The sequence below is a fragment of the Tessaracoccus oleiagri genome (genome assembly GCF_900103275.1).
Classification (GTDB): Bacteria; Actinomycetota; Actinomycetes; order Propionibacteriales; family Propionibacteriaceae; genus Arachnia; species Arachnia oleiagri.
Window position 1 is genome coordinate 73,586 of the sequence record NZ_FNGP01000006.1, and the last position, 17,424, is coordinate 91,009.

Sequence of the window (17,424 nt, forward strand, 5' to 3'; positions counted from 1 at the left end):
TCAGAACCGTGAGAACGCTACAGCCCCTTGCCCCGACCCGAACCGAACCCGCCGCCCGAACGCGCGGCCTCACCAAGACCTACGGCTCCGGCGACGCCATCGTCCGGGCCCTCGACGGCGTCGACGTCGAGTTCGCCTCCGGGGAGTTCACGGCCATCATGGGCCCGTCCGGCTCCGGGAAGTCGACGCTGATGCACATGCTGGCCGGCCTCGATCGGCCGACCTCGGGCTCGGTGTGGCTGTCGAACATCGACATCAGCGACCTGAAGGACAAGCAGGTGACCCTCCTGCGGCGCGAGAAGGTGGGCTTCGTGTTCCAGGGGTTCAACCTCCTGCCGATGTACACCGCGCGGCAGAACATCCTGCTCCCCTTCGAGCTCGCCGGGCGCAAGCCCGACCCGGCCTGGTTCGACCAGCTCGTCGACCTCCTCCACCTCGGCGACCGGTTGACGCACCTGCCGTCGGAGCTGTCGGGCGGGCAGCAGCAGCGGGTCGCCATCGCCCGCGCGCTGATCACCCGGCCGGCGGTCGTCTTCGCCGACGAGCCGACGGGCAACCTCGACTCCCGCTCCGGCAGCCAGATCCTCTCGTTCCTCCGCACGAGCGTGCGGGAGCTCGGGCAGACGGTGATCATGGTGACCCACGACGCGGTCGCCGCGGCCCACGCCTCGCGGGTGCTGCTGCTGGCCGACGGACGGATCGCCGGCGAGATCACGGACCCCACGACCGACGCCATCAGCGCCGGGCTCGACGCGCTGCGCGTGGACGAGGTCGCGTGATGCTGCGCTTCGCCGTGGCGTCAATGCGCGCCTCCGTCGGCCGGCTCGTCGCCGCCGGCATCGCCATCGTGCTCGGCACCGGCTTCGTGGCGGCCACGCTGCTCACCACCGACGTGCTGCGCGCCACCGCCGAGGCCGCGGTCGTCGCCGACCTGAACGGCGCCGACGTCGTCGTCGAGTACGTCCCCTACACGCAGGAGCAGCTCCGTGAGATCGAGGCGCTGCCCGGCGTGGCCGGCGTCGACGAGTTGGTCACCGGTGGCGTGATCGTCGAGTCCGGCCACCGATCGCGCTACATCGACGTGCAGTCACTGCCTGTCCACGGCGCGCCCCCGCCCATCGCCTCCGGTGCCCTTCCGTCCGCCGACGGCGAATTGGCCATCTCCGCCTCCCTCGCCGACTCGCTCGGCGTGGCCGCCGGCGAAACGCTGCGCTGGTCCAGCGTCTCGAGTGAGCTCAACGGGACCCTCATCGTCTCCGGCATCACCGACCAGGGCAGCCTCCTGCTGGGCGACGCCCCCGGCTGGGCGAGCTCCGGCACGCTGGACGCCCTTCGCGGCACCGGCGCCCAGGAGGACACCTCCGCGCAGAACCGTCTGCTCATCCACGGCGACGGCACCTCCCAAGAGCGCATCGCGGCCGGGGTGCGCGGCGTCAGCCCGGACCTCGCCCCACGCACCGCGCAGGAGGTCACCGACACCAAGATGGCGGAGCTGACCGGGAGCGCGCAGTTCTTCGTCCTGTTCGGCATGGGCTTCGCCGCAGTCGCGGTGGTCGTCGCCGGCATGGTGATCGCCAACACCTTCGACGTGCTGGTCGCGCAGCGCACCAAGGTCCTCGCGCTCGTCCGCTGCGGCGGGGCGACGAAGGGGCAGGTTCGGCGCTCGGTGCTGATCGAGGCCACCCTGCTGGGGCTGCTGGCGTCGGTGGTCGGGGTCGGTCTCGGCCTCGGCCTGGGGCAGGCGGCCGCCTGGTTCCTGAGCTCGCGCACGTTCGGCGTGACGGCGCCGCGGTTGACCGACGTCGCGCCCACGACGCTGCTCGTGCCCGTTCTGGTCGGGGTCGTCGTGACCCTCGTCGCCGCCCTGGGGCCGGCCCGCTCGGCCACCCGGGTGAGCCCCGTCGCGGCGCTCCGTCCCGCGGCCGTCGACCCCGTCCGGGCGGGCGGGCGCGCGCGGAAGTGGTTCGGCGGTTTGACGCTCGTCGTCGGGCTGGCCCTGCTCGTCGTGCCGCCGACGCTCGTCGTGGCCACGGACGTGTCCGAGGGCGTCGACCTCGACACCCTGCTCGTGCTGCTCCTGCTGGTGGGCGTCACCGGCGGCCTCCTGACGGTGGGCGGCGTGCTGGTCCTGTCGGTGTTCTTCGTCCCGGCGGTCATCCGCGCGCTTGGCTCGACGCTCGCCCGGCTGCTCCCCGGGGAGGCCGCCGCGACGGCCAGGCTCGCCACGGCCAACGCCGTGCGCAACCCCCGCCGGACCGCGGCCACCACGTCGGCGCTCGTGATCGGCGTGGGCCTGGTGGTCATGATGGGCACCGGGGCCGCAACGGCCCGCACCACGCTCGAGCACGAGCTCGGGGCCCAGTTCCCGGCGGACCTGCTGGTCTCCAGCACGTCTGAGCAGGGCTTCGGCGACGCGGAGCTGGAGGCCGCGGAGGCGGTGGACGGCGTCGTCGGGCTCGCCACGGCTTGGGACCGATCGGTCAACCTCGCCGACGACCCGGGCACCGCCGTGATGGTGGTGGACCCGGTCGCACTGGACGAGGTCCTCGGTGGCCGGTCCTTCGCCGTCGCTGACGGCCACGTGGCCCTCAGCCCGACGGTGTACGAGCGGCTGGGCTCGCCGGAGGCCGTGCGGCTGGGCGACTACGGGATGGGGACCGCGGCGTCGACCGCCGAGGCCCTTCCGGTGGAGGTCGTGGAGTCGCTGCCCCTGCCCGCCGTAGTCGCACCCGACGCACTCGGCGATCTCGGCGCCCCGACCGCGATGCTGGTCGACGTCGACGACACGCGCGCCAGCGAGGTCGTCGCCGACGTCCAGGACGCGGTCTCCGACGCCAACCCCGAGGCACCGCCGAACATGGTGGCGCCGGTCGAGGTGCGCGCGACGTTCGGCCAGGTCATCGACGCGCTGCTCGCGGTGCTCATCGGGCTGCTTGGCGTGGCGGTGGTGATCGCGCTGGTGGGCGTGGCGAACACCCTGTCGCTGTCGGTGATCGAGCGACGGCGCGAGCACGGCGTGCTGCGCGCGGTCGGCGTCACGCAACCGCAGTTGCGCCAGCTGCTCGCGGTCGAGGGCGTGCTGATCTCGACCGCCGGCGCCCTGATCGGCATCGCGCTCGGCCTCGCCACCGGGTTCGCCGGCACGGCGATCATCCTCGGCTCGTCCGCGGAGTTCCGCTTCGGGCTCGACTGGCGCGTGACCCTGGGTTGCGTCGTGATCGCGCTGGTGGCGGGGCTCCTGGCGTCGGTGGTGCCCGCCCGGACGGCCACCCGGGTGCCGGTCGTGGCGGCGCTCGCCACGGAGTGACCGCCCCGGGCCCGCGGGTCAGCGGGCGAGGTTGCGCAGCTCCTCGCCCGCTTCCAGCGCCCGGATCTGGTCCTGGACCAGCGCCTCGGCGCCGATCGGTCGACCCCCGGCGGCGTGCGGCGTGATGATGAGGTTCGGCGCGTCCCACAGCGGCGACTCGGCCGGCAGCGGCTCCACCCTGGTGACGTCGATCGCGGCCCCAGCGATCGTTCCCCGGGTGAGCGCGTCGAGCAGGGCATCCTCGTCGACGGTGCGGCCCCGGCCCACGTTCACGACGTACGCGTGCTCGGGCAGCTGGGCCAGCCGTTCCGCGTTCAGGGCCTTGTCGGTCTCCGGGGTGTCGGGGAGGATCATGACCAGGATGTCGGTGCGGGCCAGCTCGTCGGCGAGCGCGTTCTCCGCCACGACCTCGTAGCCCGCCCGCTCACCGGCGCTGCGCGCGGCGCCCTTCACGTTGGCCCCCAGCGCGGTCAGCAGCGGCGCCAGCGCCTTGGCGATCGACCCGAAGCCCCAGAGCAGCACGTTGCTGTCGATCAGCGTGGTGACCGGCTTGGTGTACAGCGGCTGGCGTCCGCCGATCTCCCGGGCCCAACGGTGCTCCTTCTTCGCCTCGTGGAGGGTGGGCAGCTTCCGGACCAGCGCGAGCATCAGGGCGAGCGCATGCTCGGTCACCGTCTTGTCGTGCATGCCGACACCCGAGGCGATGACGGCCTCGTCCCGGAAACCGGCGGCCAGGACCGCGTCCGAGCCGGCCATCAGCGTCTGCACGAGCCGCACCCGGTCCAGCTGCGCCGCGACCTCCTTGAGCTGCGAGGGCTGGTTGCCCCACACCACCAGCACGTCGGCATCGGTGTGCGCCTCCGGGATCGCCTCCTTGATGTTGTACTCGACGACCTCGCCGTCGATGTCGAGCGCGAGCGGGAACGAATTCGGGACGAGAACCTTCATGACTCGATCCTAATGATCGGACAGGCGTCGTCCGCGCTCGCGCCGCAAGATGGTTGGCCGTAGCGTTGCCCCATGCCCGACTACCTGATGCTGCTCTCCCCCTCCGCGAACCGCGTCTATGCCGGCGAGGCCCCCCGCCTCGCCGCCGCGGAGCTGGCCGCCACCTGGCCGGGCGCCGAGGGCGTCCGCCCCGTGCGACTCGCGGGCGTCGACTACCTGGCACTCGCGGCGTCCGAGGAGGCCCTGCCGACGCTCGCCCGCCAGTCCGCCTGCTTCGCCTTGTTCGAGCAGGCCGGGGAGCTGCTGCGGCCGGTGCAACTGCCCGAGGTGTTCGTCCTCGAGGACGACCTCGTGTCCATCCCCAAGTACCAGGGCAAGACCAACGAGCAGTTCACCCAGCTGCTGCTGGGCGTGACGCTCGCGGCCGTCACCCGTGAGGCCGACGGCAACCGGCAGGTCCTCGATCCGCTCGCCGGGCGGGGGACCACGCTGTCCACCGCGCTGCGGCAGGGGCACGACGCGTACGGGGTGGAGCTCGACGCCAAGTCGTTCGAGGCGATGGCGGCCTTCTACAAGACGTACTTCCGGCGCAAGCGCATCAAGCACACCGCGGAGGTCACCGGCGTCAAGCGCGGCGGCCGGGCCATCGGGCGGCGGTTCGACCTCGCGCTGGACGGCCAGAAGGCCACGGTCTTCACCGGCGACGCCCGTGACTCCGCCGAGCTGTTCGGCAAGAAGCGGTTCGACGCGATCGTGACCGACGCCCCGTACGGCGTCGCGCACGGCGCGAACGCGGGCGGCGGCCGGGACCGCTCCCCCGCGGCCCTGCTGGGCCAGGCCATCCCGGTGTGGGCCTCCCAGCTGAAGCACGGCGGCGCGCTCGGGATCAGCTGGAACACCTTCGGCCTCACGCGCGAGGACCTGGCCACGATCTGCCTTCGGGGGGGCCTCGAACCCGTGGAACACCCCTCCGACTTCGCCCATCGCGTCGACTCTTCCATCAAACGCGACCTATTGGTGGCCGTGAAACCGTAGGGTGGGCGCATGCATCTCATCCTGATGCGCCACGCGAAGACGGAGGGCGCGAACCCCCGCGGTGACCACGCCCGCGAGCTGATCGACCGCGGCCGCGCCGACGCGGTGCTGGCCGGAGAACGGCTGGCCGACCTCGACGTCGACTACGCGCTGGTCTCCACGTCGGCCCGCACCCGCCAGACGTTCGAGGCGTTGGGGCTCGACGTCCCGGTCGAGTACCTCGACGCGATCTACGAGCAGGACGTGCGCGAGATCATGCAGCGGATCGCCGAGGTGCCGGACGACGTGCACTGCCTGCTGGTGGTCGGCCACTCCCCCTCCGTGCCGGCGCTGGCCATGGAGCTCGCGAGGGAGGCCGGCGACGAGGAGCGTTCCGACGAGCTGGCGCACCACTTCCCCACCGCCACCTATGCCGTGTTCGAGGTGGGCCGTTCGTGGCAGCAGCTCACCGACCTCGGCAGCTTCGAGTCGGTGCGCCTGCGTGAGGTGGTCCGCCCATAGGTCAGGGCGCGACGAAGGGGAACTCCGCGAACCGGCGCCGCACGCCCGCCTGGGCGGCCTTCGGGACCCCTTCGGTCTCGGTGACCTCGAGCGTTCGACTGCCGTTGCGTCCGCCCCGCGTCCAGAATCCCCGCACGACGCCGTCGACCACGATGGAGCGCCGGAAGACCCCGTTGTTGCCCGGCACCAGCGCGCGGTGCGTCGCCTCGTCCATGGCGAAGAGCCGGTCCTTGTAGCCGAGGATGAACTCGTCGAACCCCGGCAGGAGCAGCGGGGCCGCGGCGGCCCGCGCCAGGTCGGCGACCCGCCCGTGGAGTCCCGCCGCCGCGAAGGTCTCGTCGCCGAGCGCCTCGACGTCGTCGGCGAGCAGCGGGACCGCCCTGCGGATACGGGCGAGCGGGAGCTTCGTCCACCAGGCGAAGTCGGCGATGGTCGCCGGCCCGCGGGTCCGGAAGTAGCGGCTGGCGAGCTCCCCGATCGCTGCCGTCTCGTCGCCCCCGAACCGGTCTGCGATGCCGGGCCCGAGGGTCTCGGAGGCGAGGACTATCTGCTGGTCCGAGCCGTTCCAGGGCCCGTGCACGAGCCGCCCGTCGGCGATCAGCACGAACAGGATGTGGTAGGCGCGGCCCCCGCTGGGGTCGATGCCGACCGAACGCAGTAGTTCCTGGTAGCGCGCCCGGCTCACGCCGTCGCCTGCGGCGTGCGGCGCGACCACCTCGAACGCGCGCTCGATGGCGTCGTCGCCGAAGTCGTGGTTGCGGGCTCTCCGCTGGGCCGCGGCGCGCAGCGTCGGCGGCGCGCACAGCTCGGTCATCCAGCGCAGGTCGGCCGCGGGTGCGAGGAACACCGTGCCGCGCATCGGGTAGCCGCGCACCAGGGTCCGCGCGTCCAGCGCGGCGAGCACCTCGTCGACGCCGCCGCGGCGGGTGCGGAGCGCGGTGGAGGCGAGCACGCCGGGCAGGTCCTGGCCCTGCATGAGCCCCAGCGCCGAGACGGCGTCGAGCGGAGAGGCATAGGGCCGGTCGACGAGCCCTTGGGCGACCAGGCGTGAGCGCGCGAGGGTTCGGTCAGGCACTCTGCGAGGCTACCGCAGCGGCAGCGCTCAACCCGGAGCGCACGGCCCCTTCCATGTAGCCGTTGAACTTCGTGGTGTACTCGGCACCGGCCCAGTGCAGGACGCCCTCGGGCTCGGCGAGCCCGGGGCCGACCGCGGTCCAGATGCCGGGCGCGAAGTGGGCGCCGTGGCAGCCGCCGGAGTACGGCTCCGCCGACCAGTCGCGCTCGATGTAGGCCACCGGCTTCGGCACGTCGGAGCCGAAGGACTGCCGGACCGACTCCAGGAACGCCCGCTCGCGGATCGTCGTGGTGCGCTTGGACAGGGAGTCGGCTTCGGAGCCGGCGAAGAAGCCCATCAGGTGGCCGCCGGTGGTGCCGTCGGTGGTGGTGTCGAAGGTGACGCGGACCGCGCCCTCGTCGGCGCTGGACTGGCCGGAGAGGCCGCGTTCGCGCCAGAACGGCCGGTCGAACAGGAGGTACGCCTTGATGACGTTGCCTGGGCTGACCTTGTCCGCGGCCTCCGCGCGCCACGCCGGCAGCGGTGGCTCGTGCTCGAGGTTCATCGCGAGCCGGGGCGGCAGCGTCGAGATGACGTGGCGCGCGCGGATCTCCTCGCCGTCCGCCAGTTCGAGCGTGGCCTCGTCGGCACTGTGGCGCACCTTCGTCACGACCGTCCGCAACCGGACGACATCGCCGAGATCCTTCCCCAGCGCTTCCGCGACACGGTAGACGCCCCCGCGGACCCGGAGCTGCTGCAGCTTGCCGTTGGTGGCCAGCATGCTCTCGAGGTCGGGGCCGGTGCCGACGAAGTCCAGCCCCTGCTTGAGGGTGGTGTCCTCGTCGAGCTCGCCGAAGGCGGCGCGGTACACCTCCTCGAAGCGCTGTTGGGCCTTCTTGGTGCGCATGTTGGACTTCGCCCAGCGGCGCAGGCTCTGCCCGAGCCAGACGTGGTTGGCCGCGGCCCACGCGGGGTCGTCCTCCAGCCGGTGGGCGAGGCGACGGAGCCGCAGGAGGCCCTGGCCGAGGTCGGAGATCTCGAAGGGGTTGAGGGTGGCGCGGTCCTCGTCGGTGGGGATCTGGACCGCCTTGCCGTGCGCGCGGACGATGAAGTCGCCGCCCTGGGTGGGCAGGGGAATGGTCTCGAGGCCGTACTTGTGCACGAGCTCCAGGAGCGCGTCGAAGCCGGGGCCGATCCACTGTCCGCCCAGTTCGAGGTAGGAGCCGTCGGCCAGTTCCGCGTTCTCCACGCGTCCGCCCACGCGGTCGCGGGCCTCCAGCACCACGACGCTCAGTCCGCGACTCCGCAGGTCCTGCGCCGCGACCAGGCCGGCGAGGCCAGCACCGATGATGGCGCAGTCGAACATGGTCGTCCTCCTCTTGTGAATCAGCAGTTTGCTGGTCCAACCCTACAAACCCGTGAAAAGCGATCTTCGGGCACCCCGACTTTGGCTGACCTAACCTGTCGGCGCCGGCCCCGCGACGGGGGTGGGCCAGGGGTATGGAGGCAATGGAGCCGTCCACGGGATTCGAACCCGTGACCTACGCTTTACGAGAGCGTCGCTCTACCTACTGAGCTAGGACGGCAGCAAGGCAAGACTATAGCGGCCCGCTGCCGCCGATGCCCAATTCCGGGGGCGACTTTTTCGCGCTCAGGTGCAGCGGGTGCCCTCGTCGGGGAGGGTGCCGTCGGCGAGGTAGCGGTCCACCGCGTCGGCGACGCACTCGCTCGGTCCGGTGACGGCGCCGTGGCCGGGTCCGTCGTAGGTCAGCAGCGTCGCGGGCTCGAGCTGCTCGGCCATCCGCACGGCCTGCTCGTACGGGGTGGCGGAGTCGCCCGTGCCACCGATGACGAGGATCGGGTCGGCGCCCTCGGCCGTGAGCTTGTAGGGCGGGTTGGACTCCGCGGTCCACAACTCGCAGGCGTACGTGATGCCCATGTGCCGGCCGAGGACGGGAGCGCGCCGGGCACCCTCCGCAGCGAGCTCCTGCACCTCGTCGACGCCCTCGTCCGGCCAGTCCGCGCAGAGCATGGCGGGGAAGGCGTAGGCGATCGTGTCGTACCGGTCGGTGCCCCGCCCGTTGAGCTGGTCGGCGGAGGCGAGGAGCGCCTCCCCGTCGCCCCTCATGGCGGCCTGCAGCGCCAGCGCGAGCACCCGGTAGGCGCTGCTGTCGCCATAGAGGAACAGCGCGATTCCGGTGGCGGCGTGGGTCTGGGTGAGCAGCCGGTCGCCCACCGGCAGGGGCGACTGGTCGAGGCTGTCGAGCCATTCGCTGACCTGCTCCTGCAGCTCGGCCGAGGAGGGCCCGTTCAGGGAGCAGACCTCCTGGCCGGCGCACCAGTCGGCCCACGCGACGAACGCGCGCTCGAAGCCCTCGATCTGGTAGATGGGCTCCGCATCGGTGATCTCGACGGCGGCGTCGAGGATGAGCCGACCCGAGGTGTCCGGGAACAGTTCGGCGTACATGGCGCCGATGTAGGTGCCGTACGAGACGCCGAAGAAGTTCAGCTTCTCGGCGCCGAGCAGGTGACGCAGGAGGTCCATGTCGCGCGCGACCTCGACGGACGAGAGGTGGTCCAGCAATTCGCCGGAGCCGTCGCGGCACTGCTGCGCGAAGTCCCGGTAGCCGTCCTGGAGGGCTCGGTCCTCCGCGTCGTCGTCGGGGCTGCCGTCGAGGCCGAGGATCTCGTCGGTCTCCTCCAGCGTGCCGCAGACGACGTGGGTGGAGCCGCCGGTGCCGCGCGGGTCGAAGCCGACGATGTCGTAGCCCTGCCAGTGGTCCGGGGCGAAGGAGGCGGCGAACTCCCGCCCGCTGGCGCCCGGCCCGCCGGGATTGACGAACAGGGGCCCGTTGACGGGGTTCGGGCTCGCGACCCGGTTCACTGCGAGCTCGATGGCGGCGGCGGCCGGGTCCTCCCAGTCCAGGGGCGCCAGCACGGTCGCGCACTCCGTCGCCTCGCCGCACTCGGCCCAGTCCAGGCTCTGCTCGGCGTAGGCGCGCAGGTCGGGTAGGCCGGCGGCGAACTCCACCCCGGGGTCCCCCTGCGCCTCGTAGTCGAGTTGCCGGTCGGGGTTGAGTTCCTCGTCGACGTCGAACACCTCGATGGAGTCCAGGGGCTCGGGGAGTTCACCCGGGAGCCGGTCCTCCTCGCCCAGCTCACTCGGCGACGGGCGGGCGCTGGGGCTCACGGTGGGCTGCTGGTCGGCGGGTGCACCACCGCCGACCATCCCGAAGAGAAACAGCGAGGCTACGAGCGCGACCGCCAAGAACCCGATGACCGTCTGGGTCAGCCGCAAGCCTCTGTCCATGCGTCCAGCCTAGTGGCTGCGCGCGGCCCTCGAATTGTCGCGAGCCCCGCGGATGGCACCGTCGATGCTCCACCGTCCGGCGCCGAACGCCATCAGGACCAGGGACACCGCCGCCGTGAGGAGGGTCCGGTCGCCGAGGAAGCCCTCCATGCCCTCCTGGAAGACGCTGAACGCGCCCCACCGGATGGTGACGAGGGAGGCGACCGACACGAAGAGGAGCAGGAAGCCGACGCCGCGGACGCCGAGGCCCAGCACGAGCAGCACGGCCATGGAGACCAGCCCGAAGCCGAGGATCCAGGCGACCAGCCGCGGCTCCGGTATCACCGTGCCGGAGAGGAAGTCCGTCGCGGCGTCGACGTCCTGGAGCACCTGGTAGCCCAGGACACCGATGATCGCGGCGACGACGAGGCGCAGCACGAACAGCGAGAAGGCGCCGAAGAACCGGTCCGACTGGCGCTTCACGGGCGCGTTGACGACGCGGGTGTTGTCGGTGTCCGAGCCCGGGACCACGCCGAGGCGGGCGTCCCGGGCGTCGCGCTGCTCGCGCAGCCGCGCCATGCGGGCCTCCTCCTCGGCCTGCTCCTGCTGGAGGCGCGACTGGTCGATGACCTGGGTCTGGTCCTCCCGGTCCTCCTCGCGGTCGCGGCGGTAGAGACCGGCGAGCCCTGCTCCGCCCGCCGCTCCGGCGGCGGCAGCCGCGGCAGCGGTACCCACCGCGCTGTGCGGACGGTCGGTGGCGTCGTCGCGCACCTGGTGGGCCTCCTCTGCGGCCACCTGCTCCTCGAGGGGGCGCTCGTCGGCCGGCTGCTCGTCGACCTGCGTCTCGGGGTGGGGTTCACCGCTCAGCGACGGGTCGACCGGCGGCACGATCGGCCGCTGGCGGACCTGCGTCTCCTCGACGTCGTCGAACCGCTCGCCGTCCACCTCCTCGACGGTCTGGCGTTCGCCCCAGGGGTCGCTGAGGACAGGGTCCGCCTGCCGCTCGTCGACCGGCTCGTCGACCGGCTCGTCGACCGGCTGATCGACGGGTGGCGGGGCCTGCAGGTCCTCGACGGGCCGCTCCTCCCCCACCGCGCCATCGCCGGGCGCGTCAACGGCGTACTCGTCGTCCCGGGCGATGGGCGAGACCGTGTCGTCGGCGACGATGTCGGGCTCCTGGTCGCCACGCGGGGCGTCGGGCTCGGTGAGCGCATCGCGCTCGGAGTACTCGGCGGTGGGCTCCTCGTCGCCCCACTCCTGGCCGACGGTGTCCTCGGGGCGCGACTCGGTGGGCCGCTGGTACTCCTTGGCGGCCGCGGGAGTGGGCACCGGGACGGCCTGCTCCTCCGAGTAATCGTTCCACTCCGCGGGGTTGATCTCGACGCCGTAGTCGGTGTCGCTATCCCAGTCCTCGCGCGGTGTGCCCTCCTTGACCCAGTCGTTGGAGTCATTGGTCGACATGGTGACCTCACTCAATCCCTAGACAGTCTTCCGAGCCATTCTGTCAGCCGGAAGCGTCCACGCCGGGCGGGACACGCGGCGCCTCAACTGCGCGCGACGCCGATCAGGAGCGACTCGAATGCCATCTGGGGTGCGACGTTGCCCTCCAGCTTGGTGCGGGTGTCGAGTATCACGTCCAGCGCGCGGATGGTCTGCTCCGGGGTCCTCCGCCGCGCGACCGGCTCGATGACGTCCTGCAGGTCGGCGTTGATGAGCGGCGTGTGCGGGGCGGTCTGCAGGGCGAGCACGTCGCGGTAGAAGGACGTGAGCTCGGTGAGGGTCCGGTCCAGGGAGTCGCGCACGATGCGCTTGTGGCGCTTCTTCTGCTCGTCCTCCAGGTCGCGGATGGCGGCCTGCGCGTGGCGGGCGACGCGGGCACCCCGGCCGGTGGCGCCGAGCGACTCCTGGAGCGCGGCCATCTCCTTCGCGTCCAACTCGGCGCAGAGTTCGTCGGCGTCGGCGTTGGCCGCGGCCACCAGGTTCTCCGCGGCGACGATGCAGTCCGTCAGCGACTTCAGCCGCCCGGGCAACGTGAGGACCTCGTGCCGGCGGATCCGGGCGTCCTCGGAGCGGGCCAGCGCCCGGGCGCGTCCGACGTGCCCCTGCGCGGCGCGGGCCGCGTGCGCCGCCAGCGCCTCCGGTACGCCGTCGCGCTCCATCAGGAGCTGGGCGACCGCCTCGTCGCTGGGGGTGACGAGACGGGCCACCCGGCATCGGGAGCGGATGGTGACGATCACGTCGTCCGGGGTGGGCGCGCAGAGCAGCCAGACGGTCTGCCGCGCCGGCTCCTCGAGCGCCTTGAGCAGCGCGTCGGCGCCGCGCTCGGTGACCCGGTCGGCGTCCTCCACCACGACAATCTGGTAGCGGCCCTGGACGGGCGCGATGTTGGCGCGACTGGCCATGCCGCGCGCCAGGTCGACGCCGATCGACAGCTGCTCGGTGCGCACCAGCGTGACGTCGGGGTGGGCCCCGCTCAGCGTGGTCCGGCACTGCTCGCACTCGCCGCAGCCGCCGCGCGGGCACTGGAGGGCGGCCGCGAAGGCCCGGGCGGCGTTGGACCGGCCGCTGCCGGGCGGGCCGACGAACAGCCAGGCGTGCGTCATGGCGTGCGCGTCGCCAGCGACGGCGCGGCGCAGCGTGGCGATCACGCGCTCCTGCCCGATCAGTTCACCGAAGACGTCCGCCATGGGCTCATCCTCCCACCTGTGTCGGACGATTCTCCCGCGTCCGCAGCAGGCGATCGACGGCCTCCGCTACCGCCGCCGCGATCCGCTCCCGGGTGTCCCGCGCGTCGAGGACGAGGTACTGGGCGGGGCGTTCGGCTGCGAGGTCGAGGAAGTGATGCCGGGCGCGGCGGTGGAGTTCGAGACCTGCGGCCTCGAGCCGGTCCTTCCGCTCGATCGTGGCGACGGCCGCGGCCGGGTCGGTGTCCAGCAGCACGGTCAGGTCGGGCCGGAGGTGGTCCACCGCCCACCACGCGATCTGGCTCACCTCGGCGACGTCCAGCGCGCGGCCGGCGCCCTGGTAGGCGATCATCGAGTCGACGTAGCGGTCGGAGACGACCACCATCCCCGACGCGAGCGCCGGGCGGATCAGCTGGTGGACGTGCTGGGCCTTGTCGGCCGCGTACATCAGCGCCTCGGCGCGGTGGTCGACGTCGCCGGAGGCGGGGTCGAGGATGAGGCGACGCAGTTCGGCGCCGAGCTCGGTGCCGCCGGGCTGGCGGGTGACGAGGTGCTCGACCCCGCGTTCGGCCAGGTGCCGGGTCAGCATGCGGACCTGGGTGGACTTGCCCACCGAGTCGCCGCCCTCGAAGACGACGAAGAGGCCGCTCACTGCAGCTTCTTCCGCATCTTCACGAGCGCCTTGCGCACCTTGGGGACGCGCTCCGGCCACGACTCGATGAACAGCCGCCGGGCCCGGTCCACGCTCCATTGGGCGTGCTCGACGTCGCGGCCCAACTGGAACGCCTCCGCAGGGCTCAGCCCCACGACCTCGATGTCCACCGGCGGCCGGACCGACATGCGCAGTCCGTCGAGGACGGTCTCGAGTTCGCGGCGGGCCTTGCGCAGCGGCTTCTCGAACAGCGGCTCGAGGATGGCGGAGGCGGCGTCGAGCTGCTCCGCGGACCGGAGCGCGGCCGCCCACGCCTCGTCGCTGCTGGACTTGCCGAGCCCACGGCAGCGGTCGAAGAGGATGAGCAGCGCCTGCTCCGTCCTGGCGAAGAGCACCTTGCGGGCGGGCTCGGCGCCCACGTCGCCCACCTTCGGGGCGCGGACCGCGCTGACGAGGGCGTCGATGACGCGGAGCAGAATCGGTTCGCGATCCTCCTCGACGGCGCAGGGCAACGCCTTGAGGTCCACCTCGAGCGCCTCGCGCCACGACGGTTCCAGCACGGGAGACAGACCCCGCAGGTCGCGGAAGATGAGCGAGAGCTCCTCCCTCGTGACGGCGGTCGTGCCCTCCAGCTCGCTCAGCATGAGGCTGTGGAGGTGCATCAGGAAGATCTCGGAGACGAACTCCTCGAGCGACATCCGCTTGTCGATCCCGAGCGGGGGGCGGAAGCTGGTGAGCCCGGTCGCGGGCGCGCCGATCCGCTCCTGCAGGGTGGGCAGGCGGTCGAGCGGCACGGCGTCGATCGCGGCCATGGCCGAGTGGATGAACTCTCGCTGCTGCCCGTCCAGCTTGACCCGCGGTTCCATGGTGATCTCGCGCGACCTCGAGCGGACCTGTCCGTCGCGGATGATGGTCACCACGTCGTCGCACACGTCGACGAGGTCGCCGTCGGGACCGCGCAGCGTGAAGGCGCGCCGCTCGAGCTCCATAGTCGCGAACGGGGCGATGGGCGCCTGCCGCAGGAAGAGGTTGAGACGGCGCCGGATGTGCGGCGGCAGCTCGCCGGAGCTGTCGAGCTCGTAGGACACCTCGTCGGGGAGGCCGGGCCAGGTGGGCGACGAGACGTACCACTCACCCTCCCCGTCGCGGCTCCGGTGGGCGACGACGACGTCGGCGCGCAGCAGCCGCCCCTCCTCGGAGTCGAGCACCGTAACGACCATCTCGTAGCTCGCCGAGGGATGGGCGACGATGCGCTCGATACCCACGGCCTCCGAGACCAGCGGCGGCGGCCCCGCGTCGACGGGCAGCCGGAACCACATCGGCGTTCTCCGCTTCGACATCGCCCTACTTCTTCCGGGTGGTGGTCTTCCGCCTGGCCGGCGCCTTCTTGGGCGCGGGCCCCTTGGCGCGCTTCGCCGCCAGCAGCTCGAATGCGCGCTCCTTCGTGAGCCCCGACGGATCCTCGCCCTTGGGCACGGTCACGTTCGTCTCACCGTCGGTGACGTACGGGCCGAACCGTCCACTCTTCAGGACGACGGGCTTGCCGTTGGTGGGGTCCTCGCCGAACTCCAACAGGGGTGCCGCGGCCGCGGCCCGGCCGCGCGCCTTCGGCTGGGCGTAGATCGCCTCCGCCTCCTCCAGGGAGATCGAGAAGATCTCGTCCTCCGAGGTGAGGGATCGCGAGTCGGTGCCCTTCTTGAGGTACGGGCCGTAGCGCCCGTTCTGGGCGGTGATCTCGACCCCGTCGGCGCCCGTCCCCACGACGCGGGGCAGGCTCAGCAGTTGCAGGGCGGTGGGCAGGTCCACCGACTCCAGCGTCAGCGACTTGAAGAGCGACCCGGTGCGCGGCTTGGCGGACTTGGGCGCGTCCTCCGGGAGGATCTCGGTGACGTAGGGACCGTAGCGGCCGTTCTTCGCGACGATCATGTTGCCCGACTCCGGGTCGACGCCGAGTTCCCGCTCCTCCCCCATGGGGGTGCTCAGCAGTTCCTCGGCGAGTTCGACGGTGAGCTGGTCGGGCGGCAGGTCGTCGGGAACGTTCGCGCGGCGCCCGTCGGCGTCCTCGACATAGGTGCCGTAACGGCCGACGCGGACGTCGATCCCGGAGTCCTTCAGCGGGAAGGTGGACAGCGCACGGGCGTCGATGTCGCCCAGCTCCGTCACGAGCGTCTCGAGGCCCTGGTGGCTCTTGCCCTCCGGGCCGAAGTAGAAGTCGCCCAGCACCTGCAGGCGTTCGGCCTTCCCCGAGGCGATCTCGTCGAGCTGCTCCTCCAACTGGGCGGTGAAGTCGTAGTCGACGAGCTCCGAGAAGTGCTCCTCCAGCAGGCGGGTGACCGCGAACGCGAGCCACGTCGGGACGAGCGCGGAGCCCTTCTTGAACACGTAGTCGCGGGCGGTGATGGTGCGGATGATCGACGCGTACGTCGACGGGCGGCCGATCTCCAACTCCTCGAGCTTCGCCACCAGCGACGGCTCCGTGTAGCGGGCGGGCGGTCGGGTCTCGTGCCCGGTGGCGGCGACCGCGTGGACCGCCGTCTCGTCGCCCTCGGACAGCCGAGGCAACTGGGTCTGCTGGTCGTCGGCGTTCGCGCCCTCCTCGACGCCGGCGACGTAGGCGCGCAGGAAGCCGTGGAACGTGATGGTGCGGCCGGACGCCGCCAGACCGACCTGCTGGTCGCCCTCGAGCGCGGTGAGCTTCACGGAGACCTGCTCCCCGATGGCGTCGGCCATCTGGGAGGCGACGGTGCGCATCCAGACCAGGTTGTAGAGCCGGTACTGGTCGCCGTGCAGGCCGGTCTGGTCCGGGTGGCGGAACGTGTCGCCGGCGGGGCGGATGGCCTCGTGTGCCTCCTGTGCGTTCTTCACCTTCGACGTGTAGACCCGCGGCTTGGGCGATAGGAACTTCTCCCCGAACAGCTCGGCGACCTGCTTCCGCGCCGCCGCGACCGCGGAGGCGGCCAGCGTCACGGAGTCGGTACGCATGTAGGTGATGAAGCCCTGCTCGTAGAGGTCCTGCGCCACCGACATGGTGCGCTGGGAGGTGAACCCGAGCTTGCGGCCCGCCTCCTGCTGCAGCGTCGTGGTGCGGAACGGCTCGTAGGGGCGTCGGGAGTACGGCTTCGCCTCGACGCTCTCGACCGTCGCGGTCGCGGTCCGGAGCGCGTCCGCGACCGCGCGGGCGCCCCGCTCGTCGAGGACCAGCAGGGAGTCGTCCTTCACGCCGCCCTGCGCGTCGAAGTCACGTCCCGTGGCCACCTTCCGGCCGCCGACGGTGACCAGCCGTGCCGGGAAGAGCCGCGGGTCGGCGTCGGCGCCGCCGTCGAGGGTCAGGTCCAGGTCCCAGTAGCCGGCCGGCACGAACGCGATACGCTCCCGCTCCCTGTCGACGATCAGCCGCGTGGCGACGGACTGCACGCGGCCCGCCGAGAGCTTCGGCATGACCTTCTTCCACAGCACGGGCGAGACCTCGTAGCCGTAGAGGCGGTCGAGGATCCTGCGGGTCTCCTGCGCGTCGACGAGGTCGGTGTCGAGTTCGCGAGGGTTGTCCACCGCGTCCAGGATCGCCTGCTTCGTGATCTCGTGGAACACCATCCGCTTCACGGGGACCTTGGGCTTCAACTCCTCCAGGAGGTGCCATGCGATGGCCTCGCCCTCGCGGTCACCATCGGTGGCGAGCAGGAGCTCGTCGACACCCTTCAGCTGGGCCTTGAGGTCGCGGATCGTGGCCTTCTTGTCGGCACCGACGACGTAGATCGGGGAGAACCCGTCCTCCACGTTGACGCCGGTGCGTGCCCACTTCTCGCCCTTGTACTTGGCGGGGACGTCCGACGCGGAGGTCGGCAAGTCGCGGACGTGGCCGCGGCTCGACGTGACGACGTAGTCCTTGCCGAGAAAGCTGGCAATCTTGCTGGCTTTCGTCGGGGACTCGACGATCACGAGGCGTTGAGGGCTCAT

13 protein-coding genes and 1 tRNA gene are annotated in these 17,424 nt (G+C 71.9%); 4 read left to right on the forward strand and 10 right to left on the reverse strand.

The genetic code is table 11. The annotated features are described in order from the left end of the window. Positions 1–8: 8 nt before the first annotated feature. Both BLR46_RS13980 and BLR46_RS13985 read left to right on the forward strand, forming a co-directional pair. Positions 9–779 (forward strand): ABC transporter ATP-binding protein, encoded by a 771-nt coding sequence (locus tag BLR46_RS13980; protein ID WP_245701739.1) that lies wholly within the window; start codon positions 9–11, stop codon positions 777–779. Then, a complete protein-coding gene (locus BLR46_RS13985) occupies positions 779–3,307 on the forward strand; it encodes an FtsX-like permease family protein (protein WP_093253486.1) in 2,529 nt (842 codons plus the stop codon). Before BLR46_RS13980 ends, BLR46_RS13985 begins: the two co-directional genes overlap by 1 nt. Positions 3,308–3,325: 18 nt before the next feature. Here BLR46_RS13985 and BLR46_RS13990 read toward each other — a convergent pair whose 3' ends face one another. After that, complete coding sequence (locus BLR46_RS13990; RefSeq protein WP_093253490.1) at positions 3,326–4,255, reverse strand: NAD(P)-dependent oxidoreductase; 930 nt, start codon at positions 4,253–4,255, stop codon at positions 3,326–3,328. A 72-nt stretch (positions 4,256–4,327) separates the two neighbouring features. Between BLR46_RS13990 and BLR46_RS13995 the strand changes: the two genes are divergently transcribed. After that, positions 4,328–5,290 (forward strand): TRM11 family SAM-dependent methyltransferase, encoded by a 963-nt coding sequence (locus BLR46_RS13995; protein ID WP_093253494.1) that lies wholly within the window; start codon positions 4,328–4,330, stop codon positions 5,288–5,290. Positions 5,291–5,299: 9 nt separating this feature from the next. Beyond that, entirely contained in the window at positions 5,300–5,791 is a 492-nt protein-coding gene (locus tag BLR46_RS14000; protein ID WP_093253498.1) for a SixA phosphatase family protein, read from the forward strand. A gap of 1 nt (position 5,792) precedes the next feature. Here the strand turns inward: BLR46_RS14000 and BLR46_RS14005 are convergent, their stop codons facing one another. The 9 genes from BLR46_RS14005 to topA form a co-directional block, all read right to left on the reverse strand. After that, complete coding sequence (locus BLR46_RS14005; protein WP_093253501.1) at positions 5,793–6,866, reverse strand: winged helix DNA-binding domain-containing protein; 1,074 nt, start codon at positions 6,864–6,866, stop codon at positions 5,793–5,795. Then, positions 6,859–8,211 carry a flavin monoamine oxidase family protein gene (locus tag BLR46_RS14010; protein WP_093253504.1) on the reverse strand — a complete coding sequence of 451 codons (1,353 nt, stop codon included), beginning with the start codon at positions 8,209–8,211 and terminating at the stop codon, positions 6,859–6,861. The genes BLR46_RS14005 and BLR46_RS14010 overlap by 8 nt, the downstream gene beginning before the upstream one ends. A 144-nt stretch (positions 8,212–8,355) precedes the next feature. Continuing rightward, a tRNA-Thr gene (locus BLR46_RS14015) sits at positions 8,356–8,431 on the reverse strand. A 65-nt stretch (positions 8,432–8,496) separates the two neighbouring features. Beyond that, on the reverse strand, positions 8,497–10,155 hold the full coding sequence (locus tag BLR46_RS14020; protein ID WP_093253507.1) for an alpha/beta hydrolase: 1,659 nt from the start codon (positions 10,153–10,155) through the stop codon (positions 8,497–8,499). Between the two features lie 9 nt (positions 10,156–10,164). Further along, positions 10,165–11,595, reverse strand: a complete 1,431-nt coding sequence (locus tag BLR46_RS14025) for a DoxX family protein (RefSeq protein WP_093253512.1) — start codon at positions 11,593–11,595, stop codon at positions 10,165–10,167. Between the two features lie 83 nt (positions 11,596–11,678). Next, positions 11,679–12,821: a DNA polymerase III subunit delta' gene (locus BLR46_RS14030; RefSeq protein ID WP_093253515.1), complete on the reverse strand. Its 1,143-nt coding sequence runs from the start codon at positions 12,819–12,821 to the stop codon at positions 11,679–11,681. Positions 12,822–12,825: 4 nt separating this feature from the next. Then, positions 12,826–13,470, reverse strand: a complete 645-nt coding sequence (gene tmk, locus BLR46_RS14035; RefSeq protein WP_245701740.1) for a dTMP kinase — start codon at positions 13,468–13,470, stop codon at positions 12,826–12,828. Then, entirely contained in the window at positions 13,467–14,810 is a 1,344-nt protein-coding gene (locus tag BLR46_RS14040) for a hypothetical protein (protein WP_143008319.1), read from the reverse strand. Before BLR46_RS14040 ends, tmk begins: the two co-directional genes overlap by 4 nt. A gap of 4 nt (positions 14,811–14,814) precedes the next feature. Next, entirely contained in the window at positions 14,815–17,424 is a 2,610-nt protein-coding gene (gene topA / locus BLR46_RS14045; protein WP_093253522.1) for a type I DNA topoisomerase, read from the reverse strand.

Excerpts from the sequence above, each read along its gene's own strand:
- BLR46_RS13985 (WP_093253486.1), top strand. The coding sequence starts at position 779 with ATGCTGCGCTTCGCCGTGGCGTCAATGCGCGCCTCCGTCGGCCGGCTC.
- BLR46_RS13990 (WP_093253490.1), bottom strand. The coding sequence starts at position 4,255 with ATGAAGGTTCTCGTCCCGAATTCGTTCCCGCTCGCGCTCGACATCGAC.
- BLR46_RS13995 (WP_093253494.1), top strand. The coding sequence starts at position 4,328 with ATGCCCGACTACCTGATGCTGCTCTCCCCCTCCGCGAACCGCGTCTAT.
- BLR46_RS14000 (WP_093253498.1), top strand. The coding sequence starts at position 5,300 with ATGCATCTCATCCTGATGCGCCACGCGAAGACGGAGGGCGCGAACCCC.
- BLR46_RS14010 (WP_093253504.1), bottom strand. The coding sequence starts at position 8,211 with ATGTTCGACTGCGCCATCATCGGTGCTGGCCTCGCCGGCCTGGTCGCG.
- BLR46_RS14020 (WP_093253507.1), bottom strand. The coding sequence starts at position 10,155 with ATGGACAGAGGCTTGCGGCTGACCCAGACGGTCATCGGGTTCTTGGCG.
- BLR46_RS14025 (WP_093253512.1), bottom strand. The coding sequence starts at position 11,595 with ATGTCGACCAATGACTCCAACGACTGGGTCAAGGAGGGCACACCGCGC.
- BLR46_RS14030 (WP_093253515.1), bottom strand. The coding sequence starts at position 12,821 with ATGGCGGACGTCTTCGGTGAACTGATCGGGCAGGAGCGCGTGATCGCC.
- BLR46_RS14040 (WP_143008319.1), bottom strand. The coding sequence starts at position 14,810 with ATGTCGAAGCGGAGAACGCCGATGTGGTTCCGGCTGCCCGTCGACGCG.
- topA (WP_093253522.1), bottom strand. The coding sequence starts at position 17,424 with ATGAGCCCTCAACGCCTCGTGATCGTCGAGTCCCCGACGAAAGCCAGC.